This is a genomic window from Brevundimonas sp., assembly GCF_016463485.1.
Taxonomy (GTDB): Bacteria; Pseudomonadota; Alphaproteobacteria; order Caulobacterales; family Caulobacteraceae; genus Brevundimonas.
Map to the genome: position 1 here is coordinate 1 of NZ_JAEMRD010000118.1, position 10188 is coordinate 10188.

10 protein-coding genes are annotated in these 10188 nt (G+C 67.2%); 5 read left to right on the plus strand and 5 right to left on the minus strand.

Annotated elements, in window-relative coordinates; translation table 11 throughout:
• Positions 1–346: class II aldolase/adducin family protein (locus tag JHC99_RS14350; protein WP_292155092.1), on the minus strand; the 346-nt coding region annotated here is incomplete at its 3' end.
• Between the two features lie 163 nt (positions 347–509).
• On the opposite strand from JHC99_RS14350, the gene JHC99_RS14355 reads away from it, so the two are divergent.
• The 3 genes from JHC99_RS14355 to JHC99_RS14365 all read left to right on the plus strand — a co-directional run bounded on the left by JHC99_RS14355 (position 510) and on the right by JHC99_RS14365 (position 3013).
• On the plus strand, positions 510–1613 hold the full coding sequence (locus JHC99_RS14355; protein ID WP_292155093.1) for a DUF2336 domain-containing protein: 1104 nt from the start codon (positions 510–512) through the stop codon (positions 1611–1613).
• Positions 1614–1697: 84 nt separating this feature from the next.
• Entirely contained in the window at positions 1698–2468 is a 771-nt protein-coding gene (locus JHC99_RS14360) for an NAD kinase (protein WP_292155094.1), read from the plus strand.
• A gap of 68 nt (positions 2469–2536) precedes the next feature.
• Complete coding sequence (locus tag JHC99_RS14365) at positions 2537–3013, plus strand: Hpt domain-containing protein (RefSeq protein WP_292155095.1); 477 nt, start codon at positions 2537–2539, stop codon at positions 3011–3013.
• Between the two features lie 30 nt (positions 3014–3043).
• Here the strand turns inward: JHC99_RS14365 and JHC99_RS14370 are convergent, their stop codons facing one another.
• Positions 3044–4549: an amidase gene (locus JHC99_RS14370; protein WP_292155096.1), complete on the minus strand. Its 1506-nt coding sequence runs from the start codon at positions 4547–4549 to the stop codon at positions 3044–3046.
• Positions 4550–4695: 146 nt separating this feature from the next.
• Complete coding sequence (locus tag JHC99_RS14375) at positions 4696–6936, minus strand: S9 family peptidase (protein ID WP_292155098.1); 2241 nt, start codon at positions 6934–6936, stop codon at positions 4696–4698.
• A 116-nt stretch (positions 6937–7052) separates the two neighbouring features.
• Here JHC99_RS14375 and JHC99_RS14380 point away from each other — a divergent pair, with 116 nt between their 5' ends.
• Entirely contained in the window at positions 7053–7877 is an 825-nt protein-coding gene (locus JHC99_RS14380; RefSeq protein ID WP_292155099.1) for a ferredoxin--NADP reductase, read from the plus strand.
• A gap of 53 nt (positions 7878–7930) precedes the next feature.
• Positions 7931–8263, plus strand: coding sequence for a chorismate mutase (locus tag JHC99_RS14385; RefSeq protein ID WP_292155100.1), 333 nt, complete (start codon positions 7931–7933; stop codon positions 8261–8263).
• Positions 8264–8605: 342 nt separating this feature from the next.
• Here JHC99_RS14385 and JHC99_RS14390 read toward each other — a convergent pair whose 3' ends face one another.
• Positions 8606–8959, minus strand: coding sequence for an Hpt domain-containing protein (locus JHC99_RS14390; protein ID WP_292155101.1), 354 nt, complete (start codon positions 8957–8959; stop codon positions 8606–8608).
• A partial coding sequence (locus tag JHC99_RS14395; protein WP_292155102.1) for an amino acid permease occupies positions 8959–10188 on the minus strand: 1230 nt, incomplete at its 5' end. The genes JHC99_RS14395 and JHC99_RS14390, both read right to left, overlap by 1 nt.

Below are 10188 nucleotides of genomic sequence, written 5' to 3' on the forward strand. Positions count from 1 at the left end.
CCGTATGAAGATGGATCACGAAATGCGCATCCTCGCGCGCCGCATGAATCGCAGAATGGATGGTAAAGCCGGCGGGATTGATGAAGCTCTGCGTCTCCTGGACGATGTTGCCGTCCAGGTCGACCTTGACCAGACAGGACGCCGTCATCTCCTCGAAATACCAGCCGTAGGGGTTGATCAGGAAATGGTGCTCGGGCCCCGGCACGCGCGCCGAGATGTGGGTGAAGATCATGTCGTCCCAACCGTGCAGGGCGACCAGCCGGTAGAGAGCAGCCAGCTCGACGCGGGCTTGCCATTCCTCAGCGGAAACCCGGGACTTCAACGTGTGCGCGGCTCCATCGGCCATGTTCAAAACTCCTCGGTCGACTCTGACGGGCGTCGCTCACCGTTGCCTCGCGCGCTCCACTCGTCAAGCAAAGCGGCATGGTTGAGGCTTCGTTAACCGAGTTTTCACGTCCGGAACCGCACAGTGGATGTACGACTCGCACGAGTCTGACCGGAGCCCGCCCGTGACAGCCGTCGCCGCCCTGCAATCCTTCCGCCCGGCTCCCCAGGTCAGCGTTCCCCCGTCCGAACTTCTGGCTCTCGCGAAAAGCCGCACCACCGACGACCGCCAACGGCTGCTGCTCGGGGTCGCCGCCCTTTGCGACGCGACGCCTACCGGTACCGAAGTCTCGCCGGTCCTGACCGAGATTTTCATGACCCTGGCGCGCCAGGCCGAGCATGACATTCGCAAATCCCTGGCCGAAAGCCTGGCCGGCGCCGACTGGGCACCGCTGGCCCTGGTCAATATGCTGGCGCTCGACGAGATCGAGATCGCCCGCCCGATCATCGCCTCCAGCCCCCTGCTCCGTGATCAGGACCTGCTGCGCATCCTGGTCGAGGCCACCATCGAGCACCAGATCGAGGTCGCCCGCCGCCCCGCGCTTAGCGGCCGCGTCGCCGACGCCATCATCGACGCCGCCGAACCGGCCACCATGACCGCGCTCGCCTCCAACCGGACGGCCGAGATCAGCGAAACGGGCCTGCATCGCCTGATCGAGCAGTCGCGCCGCGTCGCCGCCCTGCGCGCGCCCCTCACCCGCCACCCGCGTCTCAATGAGACCCTGGCCCGCGAGCTCTACAGCCTGGTCGGCGTCGCCCTGCGCCAGGCGATCGGCGAGCGGTTCCGTGTCGACGACGCCGCCCTGTCCAATGCCATCGACGGCGCGGTCTCAAGCCTGCGCGACCCGGTCCCGGTCACGACCCTGTCAGAACGCGAGGAGATGGAGCGCCGTCTGATCGACAAGCTTCAGTCCGCCGGACAACTTCGCGCCGGCTTCCTGATCCGCGCGATTCGCGAAAAGCGCCTCAGTCTGTTCGAGCATGGTCTGGCGGCGCTGGGCGGTTTCACGATCGCCCAGGTGCGCGCCGCCGTCATGCGCCCGACGCCCGAGGCCCTGTTCCTGGCCTGCACCGCCGTCGGCATCGACCGGGCGGTATTCTCCGCCATCCTGGAAGACATCAGAAAGCTGACGCGGGGCTCGCCCGGCGAGGCGCAGGGCTCGTCCTGGACCGCCATGACCCTGTCGCCGTCTGCCGCCGCCAAGGCCTTCCGCGACATGACCGGCTGATACGGCCGGCGGATACGGTTTGACACCGGCCCCGGCCTCGGCTTTGCCTAACGCCGTGAACGCCCAGCCCCCCTCGCCGTCCCGATGACCGCCTCGACCACCCTCGCCTTCGTCGCCAGCGATCGGCCGGAGGCGCAGCAGGCTCGCGAACGGCTCATGGCCCGCTACGGTTCGGTCGATGTCGATCAGGCCGACATCATCGTCGCCCTGGGCGGTGATGGCTTCATGCTGGAGACGCTCCACGCCGATCTCAGTCGCCGCACACCGGTCTATGGCATGAACCGGGGTTCGGTCGGGTTTCTGATGAACGACTACGACGAGGACGATCTGCCCGCCCGCATCGCCGAGGCCGGCCGCGCCGTCATCCATCCGCTCCAGATGGACGCCACCACCGAAGCCGGTCAGGTCCATTCCGGTCTCGCCATCAACGAGGTCTCCCTGCTGCGGCAGACCCGCCAGAGCGCCAAGATCCGCATCTCCATCGACGGAAAGGTGCGGCTGGACGAGCTGACCTGCGACGGTTGCATGGTCGCCACCCCGGCCGGTTCGACCGCCTATAACCTGTCCGCCCACGGCCCGATCATTCCGCTGGACGCCCGCGTTCTGGCCCTGACCCCTATCAGCGCCTTTCGCCCCCGGCGTTGGCGCGGTGCCCTGTTGCCGCATGAGGCGCGGGTCTGCTTCGAGGTGCTGGAAGCCGACAAACGGCCCGTCAGCGCCGTCGCCGACGGTCTGGAAGTCCGGCGGGTCGCCCGGGTCGAGGTTCGCGAACGCCGCGACATCGACCTGGTCATGCTGTTCGACGCCGGCCGCTCGTTCGAGGAGCGGGTCCTGGCCGAACAGTTCACGGCCTGATTTCGCGGGTCACCGTTCCTTAACGGCCCCCGTGCAGGATCAGGGAGTTCGTTTCAGGAGCTTCCTTCGTGAGCAATCCGGCCCAGGTCATCCGCCCACCCAACACCCTGCGCCTCAAGGTCGGCGGCGGGTTCGGCGGCATCGACGCCAACGCCATCGCCAAGGCCGAGGCGGCCCTGAAGGCCATGTCCTCCCAGTTCGGACAATGGCTCCAGGACGAGATCACCAAGCTGGACGCCGCCCAGGCCGCCATCCGAGCCAAGGGTCTGAACGCGGAGACGGCCGAAGAGCTCTATTTCCGCGCCCATGACCTGAAGGGTCTGGGCAGCACCTACCAGTATCCGCTGGTCACCCGTCTGGCCGGATCCCTGTGCAAGCTGCTGGACGAACCCGGCAAGCGCGCCGAAGCCCCCCAGGCCCTGCTCGACGCCCACATCGACGCCATCCGCGCCGTGGTCCGCGACGAAATCCAGACCGACGACCACCCCACAGGCCGCATCCTGGCGGAAACGCTGGAAGCCAAGGTCAGCGCCTACCGGGGATAACCCCGCCGCCTCCGGCAAGCCGAGACGCAATCAGTTGGGCGGCCGCCGCGCGTGTGTCTTCTGCTCGAAGGCGTAGCCCAGCGACAGGATGATCGCGTCGTCCCACGCGCCGCCGATGAAGCTGATCCCGACCGGCATTCCGCGATCGAAGCCCATCGGCACGGTCAGGTGGGGATAGCCCGCAACGGCAGCGATCGTCGACGTTGACCCCTGCGCATTGTCATCGTCCTCGCGGTCGTTGGTCCAGGCGCGTGACGTGGTGGGCGCGATCAGGGCGACGACGTCATTGTCCGCCATCATCCTGTCGATGCCCTCTGGCCCGGCCAGACGAAACGAGGTGGCGCGGGCGTCGATATATTCCTGGGTCGTCAGATCGCCCTTGGCTTGAGCCTGCTCGAACAGCTCCTGGCCGAACAGGACGGTCTCGGCGGGGGTCTCGGCGTTGAAGGCGATGAGGTCGGCCAGGGTCCGGGTCGGCACCTGGACCGGGTCCGTCGAGGCCAGATAGGCGTTCAGATCGGCCTTGAGCTCGTACATCAGCACCTTGAACGACTCCCCGCCGATGGTGCGCAGGTCGGGGGCAGTGGTGATGTCCACCAGCACCGCGCCGGCATCTCGCATCGCCTGAAGCGAGGTCTCGAACGCCGCCAGCGTGTCCGCCGAATAGTTCGAGGCATAGCGCAGCACGCCGATCCGGGCACCGGACAGGCTGTTCGCATCCAGCGCCGCGCGATAGTCGACCTTGTGTGCGTCGGCTTCGGTCGTGGCGGCGTCCAGCGGGTCGGACCCGGCGATCGCGGTCAGGACGATGGCCGCGTCCTCGACCGTGGTGGCGATCGGCCCGGCCGTGTCCTGGGAATGGCTGATCGGGACGATATGGGTCCGGCTGACCAGACCCACGGTCGGCTTGAACCCCACCACCCCATTGACCGAGGCCGGGCAGGTGATCGAGCCGTTGGTCTCGGTCCCGATGGCGACGGGGGCCAGTCCGACGGCGACTGCCACGGCGCTGCCCGACGAGGAACCACAGGCGGTGCGCGCCGGATCATAGGGGTTGGGCGTCAGCCCCCCGACCGCGCTCCAGCCGCTGACCGACCGGGTCGAGCGGATATTGGCCCACTCCGACAGGTTGGTCTTGCCGAGTATGAAGAAGCCCGCGTCGCGCAACCGCGTGACGAGCGGGGCGTCGCGGCCGGGGGCGTTCGCGGCCAGCGCCAGGGACCCGGCCGTGGTCGGCATGTCACGCGTTTCGATATTGTCCTTGAGCAGGATGGGCAGGCCGGCGGCTGTCCGTGCGCCGTGGGCGATGGCGTCAGCTGTGGACGCCCATCGGATGACGGCATGGCTGGACGCCGCATCCCGTTCGCAACCCGCGATGACCAGACCGGCTGCAGTCCCTGCATCACCCGCCTCGCCCGGCTGGAGGTAGCCACAGCCCGCCGCGTGGGGGGCCAGGGCGGCCAGCGTGGTATCGACGTCTTGAGCGAGAGCGGGGACGGCAGCTCCGAAAGCCATAAGGAGCGATGACGCGATCACGCCGAACCTCCACCTCCGCTCATCCCGGCGAAAGCCGGGACCCAGTGCTTTGGGCGATGACGGGTTGAGAAGTCTCATGGCGGTGATCCCGGCGCTTTGCGCCACAAGAGAACTGGGTCCCGGCTTTCGCCGGGATGAGCGGATTATTATGGGGTGTGAGACCGCGTCCCGATCGTCCGGTCGAGGAAGTCCAGATATATCCTCCATTGCGCCAACTGGCGTTCGTTGCCGCGCACCCCGTGCCTCTGGCCCGGCCACAGCATCAACTCGAACGGCGTGGACCGCGCCTGGAGCGCGTCGACGACGCGGGTGGAGTTCTCCAGGATCACGTTGTCGTCTGCCATCCCGTGCATCAGCAGCAGCCGCCCCGTCAGGTTGGGCAGGCGCGGGATCACGTCCGATGCCGCATAGCCTTCCACATTGCCCTCGGGCGTCGACATGAACCGCTCGGTGTAGTGGGTGTCGTAGAGACTCCACTCGGTCGGCGGCGCCCCGGCCAGGATGCCGGCCAGGCCCATCTTCGGCTCGGTGCCCATCATCAGGCTCATGAACCCGCCATAGCTCCAGCCCATGACCGCGATCCGGTCCTTGTCGACATAGGGCAGGCTGCGCAGATAGTCGGCGGCCAGCACCTGATCCTCGACCTCGGGTTGACCCATCTTCAGGTACAGCGCCTGTTTGAAGGCGGCCGACCGGTCGCCCTCGCCCCGGTTGTCGAGGCGGAAGACGATGTAACCCGCCTCGGTCAACAGTTGATTGGTCGCCGGCTGCCAGCCGACCTTGACCCCACCGCCCGACGGCCCGCCATAGACCTGCATCACCACGGGATAGGTCTTCGACGGATCGAAACCGGGCGGCGTCGTCATCTGCCAGACCAGGGTCTCGCCGTGGCTCTGCAACGTGCCGAAGGTCGGGGCCTGACGCCGCGCCAGGTAGGGGAACATCGGGTGGCGCTCATCGAGCCGGTTCTGCTCGATCCAGCGCACGAAGGTGCCGTCTGCCTGATAGAGCCCCGACTGCGGCGGGGTTTCAAGGTCCGTGTAGTTGCCGACATAGGCGGTCGCCGTCCGGTTCATCGACACGCCCCACCAGCCGCCGGCCGGGGTCACCGCGACGGGCGTCACACCATCCAGCGAGGTGCGGAACATCTGCTGCTCGATCGGCTGTTCCTGGCCGTCCTTCATCGAGGCGATGAAGAAGACCTCGCCGGTTGCTTCATTGACCCCGTTCAGCCCCTTGACCGGAAACTGGCCCGAGGTGATCGCGCCGATCCGGCGGCCGTCACGCGCATAGCGGTACAGATGCCGCCAACCGCTCTCTTCCGAAGACCAGATGAAGGTTCCGTCCTTCAACGTCTTGAAATCATTCGTCAGAGGCACCCAGGCCGTCGAGGTCTGCGTCGCGATCACCGTGGATGTGCCGGTCGCCGGATCGACGCTGAGCAGGTCCAGCGTCTTCTGGTCCCGCGACTGGCGCTGGACGTACAGGGTCTTGCCGTCCTGGGACCAGTTGACCCGGGCCAGATAGATGTCGGCGTTCGCGCCCAGGTCGACCTTGACCCGCGTTCCCGCCGCCCGGTCCTGGACGTACAGTTCGACCACGGCATTGGGACGCCCGGCGCGTGGGTAACGCTGCTCCACCGTACGCGCCCCGCCGCCGGTGATGTCCAGCCGGGGCACGATGTCGACCGTGCTCTCGTCGGTGCGCTGCAGCGCGATGAAGGTCTCGTCGGGGCTCCACCAGTATCCGGTGTCGCGGTCCATCTCCTCCTGAGCGATGAACTCGGCGGTCGCCCAGGTGATCAGGCCGTCACCGTCGGTGGTGATCGGTGTCTCGGTATTGGTCGCAAGGTCCTGGATGACCAGATCCTGGTCCCGGACGTAGGAGACGAAATTGCCTTTCGGAGACACCTTGGCGTCGATCTCGTCGGCCGCTGTCGTCGTCAGGCGGCGCACACTCTGGTCGGCGCGCGACGCCAGATAGATGTCGCCTTCCAGCGGAGCGAGGATGAAACGTCCCTGTTCGTCCCAGCTGTACTCGACCACGCCACGCTGGGAGATCCGCATCCGCTCGCGCCGTGCCTTCTCAGCCTCCGACAGCTCGCCGGCGTCGGGAACGAGCGCCCGCGCGTCGATCAGCTTGAACGGCTCCCCCGCCCCCGTCGGCGCGGCCCACAGGTCCAGCACCGACACATCATCCTCACGCGCCCGTAAAAAGGCGACCAGCTGGCCGTCCGGCGAAAGGCTGACACCCTGCGCCACCGGACCATTCAGGCTGGGGTTGGCGAACACTCGCTCGGGCGTGAGGATCGATGGGTCTGGAGTGGTCTGGGCCATCGCGGAACCGGCCGCCAGGAGCAGCGTCGAAGCAAGAAGAACTGTGCGCATCCCCAATAGCTAGCGAGCCAATCTATCGCCGTCACCGAGATTTTTTCGGCCAGACCGGCGCGATGCGGCGGCGGCGCGTCTTTCGGACCCGCGCCACAGTCCCTAAACAGACCGGGATGACCGACGCCCTCCTCTCCCCCGCAGCCGTGACGCCGCCCAAGCCCAGCCCCTTCCACGGGCTGACGGTGAAATGGGTCAGGCACTGGACCGACAGCCTGTTCTCCTTCGCCGTCGAACGGCCCGAGGATTTCCGCTTTCGCTCCGGCGAGTTCGTGATGATCGGCCTGCCGGGCGAGGACGGCGGAAAGCCCGTGCTGCGCGCCTATTCGATCGCCAGCCCCGGCTGGGCCGAGGAGTTGGAGGTCTTCTCGATCAAGGTCGCCGACGGGCCGCTGACCAGCCGCCTGCAAAAGATCCAGGCCGGCGACACCGTCCTGATGGGCAAGAAGCCGACTGGAACCCTGGTGCTCGACGCCCTGACCGGCGGCGAACGCCTGTGGCTGATCGGCACGGGGACGGGCCTGGCGCCCTGGCTGGCCGTGGCGCGCGACCCGGACACCTATTCCCGCTTCGGACAGGTCATCGTCTGCCACACGGTACGCAACGTCGCCGACCTGGCCTACCGCGACTTCTTCAGCCGCGAGATCCACGACGATCCCCTGATCGGCGACGAAGCCAGGGCGCAGCTGGTCTATTATCCCACCGTGACCCGGGAACGGTTCGAGACGCCGGGCCGCATCACCGACCGGATCAAGTCGGGTGACCTCTTCGCCGATCTGGGCCTCCCGATCGGGTTCTCGCCCAATACCGACCGCGTAATGCTGTGCGGATCGATGGCCATGATCAAGGAGACCGGCGAATTGCTGGAATCCTATGGCCTGAAGGAGGGGTCGAACGCCGAACCCGGCGACTATGTGCTGGAACGGGCGTTCGTCGGATAGGTCGCAGGCATCGGGCCTTGGCGGGGCGCCCTGCCCGCGCTAGTTCCCCCGCCATGCACAAGCCCGCCCTCGTCGCCGTCGATCCGCGTCTGGATCCGTCCGAATGCACGACGATGGTGGAGGTGCGCCAGGGGGTCGACGCCCTGGATCGCGCGTTGGTCGCTCTGATCGCCGAACGCCAGCGCTACATGGACGCCGCCGCCCGCATCAAGCCTGACCGCGGGGCCGTCCACGACGAGGCCCGCATCGAGGACGTTGTTTCAAAAGTCCTGGCCGCCGCCGAGGCCCACCACCTGTCGCCCGACATCGCCGAGCCCGTCTGGCGCACCCTGATCGACCGCTGCATCGCCCACGAGTTCGGCGTCTACGACCGGACGCGAAGCTAGAACGCTCTCAAGTCCGTCGCACCCGCCATCGGGCGCACGGAGCAGTGGCGAGAACAGTACAGGAATATATTCTTCTTCAGCCCTTGCGCTCGATTATGCTCATCACCACGTCACCTGAACGGTCTTTGAAATGTTCGGTTGTGAGGCGTCTTCCGCGCTGGTGAGGTGGCGAACCGGTCGGGTCGGCACGCTCAGCGCGTTCTACCCATGAAGCCGGTATTTGGCGGTTTGGCGGTTTGGCGGCCTGTTTTCAGCACCGCCACCGCCACGTCCAAGCAGGCGGCGCGGTCCTCGGCGACCCGGGACGACGGCATAGCGGCGAACGCATCGAGCAGAAGCGTCCTATCCGCGAAGGGACCGCAACATCAGCTCATGCCGCCACGCCGCGACGTCCGCCAGAGCCGTGTCGAGCGCCGTCCTGACCCTGTCCAGAGCGGGCGCGGCCAGCGCCTGATCCGCGATTTCGGCGTCTGCGCAGATCGCGGCCAGCGGCCCCGCCCCGATCCCGGCCGCCGCCCCACGGATGGTATGGACGGCGTCACGCCAGCCGTCCGTCTTGGGCTCCAGCATGGCCGACCACATGGCCGCCTGTTCGGTGAACAGACCCAGCACCTCTTCGGCGATCGCATCGTCACCGCCCGTCATGCGGTCCAGCACGCCGAAATCGACCGCCCCCGACAGGTCCCGCAGCGCCATCAGGGCTGGCTTGAAGGGGTCTGGGCCAGACGGGCGTTCTTCGACGACCAGACGAAATAGATCACCAGCCCGACCGCATTCCAGGCGAAGAAGCCCAACTGGGTGATCGGCTTCAGGCTCAGGAAGAACACCACGCAGCCGACGATGGTGATCGCCGCCACCACCGGCCACAGCGGAGCCTTGAACAGCCGCTTCCTCGACGGATCGCGCAGCCGCAGCACCACCAGACAGACCCCGACCGCGCAGAAGGCCGCCAGCGTCCCCGCATTGGCCAGCGACGCCAGCTCATCCAGCGGCAGAAGTCCCGCCAGGATGGCCACAACCACCGCCGTGAACACGGTCACCAGCGCCGGAACCCCGCGCGTTGAGATCCGCGCCAGCCGCACCGGCAACAGGCCGTCGCGCGCCATGCCAAGGAATATCCGGCTCTGGCCGAACAGGAAGGCCAAGAGGACGGTCGGCAGGGCGACGACCGCCGACACCCCGATCCATTTCGCCGCCGTCCCCTGCCCCAGGTCGCGCAGGATCAGGGCCAGAGGCTCGGGGCTGGCCGCGAAGGACGCCACAGGCCGGGCCCCGATCGCTGCGGCAGCCACCACCATGTACAGGGCCGTGCAGATCAGCATCGAGCCGACGATGCCGATGGCCAGGTCTCGCTCGGGCTTCTTCGTCTCTTCCGCCGCCGTGGAAATGGCATCGAAGCCGTAGAAGGCGAAGAAGATGATGGCCGCCGCCGCCATGACCCCCGTCTTCACGAACGGCGCGCCGAAACCTTCGGGCATGAAGGGAGTGAAGTTGGCCGCATCGAATGACGGCAGGGCCAGCACCACGAAGACGACCAGGGCGACGATCTTGATCACCACCAGGGCCACGTTGATGTTGGCGCTTTCGCGCGTGCCCAGCAGCAGTAGGCCGGTCACAACCCCGATGATGAAGACCGCCGGCAGGTTGATGATCCCGCCCGCGTGCGGCCCCATGGTCAGGGCCGCCGGCAGGGCCAGGCTGATCCCGCCGATGTCCAGCCCGTTCAGGAACCCGACCGCATAGCCCGACCAGCCCACGGCCACGGCCGACACGACCAGCGAATATTCGAGGATCAGGCTCCACCCCACGATCCAGGCGAACAGCTCGCCCAGCACCGCATAGGAATAGACATAGGCACTGCCCGCCGCCGGCATCATGGTCGACAGCTCCGCATAAGCCAGGGCTGCACAGGCGCAGACCAGCCC

What these genes read in the sequence shown, in the direction of transcription:
- JHC99_RS14360 (WP_292155094.1), top strand. Translation starts at nt 1,698, where the DNA reads ATGACCGCCTCGACCACCCTCGCCTTCGTCGCCAGCGATCGGCCGGAG.
- JHC99_RS14375 (WP_292155098.1), bottom strand. Translation starts at nt 6,936, where the DNA reads ATGCGCACAGTTCTTCTTGCTTCGACGCTGCTCCTGGCGGCCGGTTCC.
- JHC99_RS14380 (WP_292155099.1), top strand. Translation starts at nt 7,053, where the DNA reads ATGACCGACGCCCTCCTCTCCCCCGCAGCCGTGACGCCGCCCAAGCCC.
- JHC99_RS14385 (WP_292155100.1), top strand. Translation starts at nt 7,931, where the DNA reads ATGCACAAGCCCGCCCTCGTCGCCGTCGATCCGCGTCTGGATCCGTCC.
- JHC99_RS14390 (WP_292155101.1), bottom strand. Translation starts at nt 8,959, where the DNA reads ATGGCGCTGCGGGACCTGTCGGGGGCGGTCGATTTCGGCGTGCTGGAC.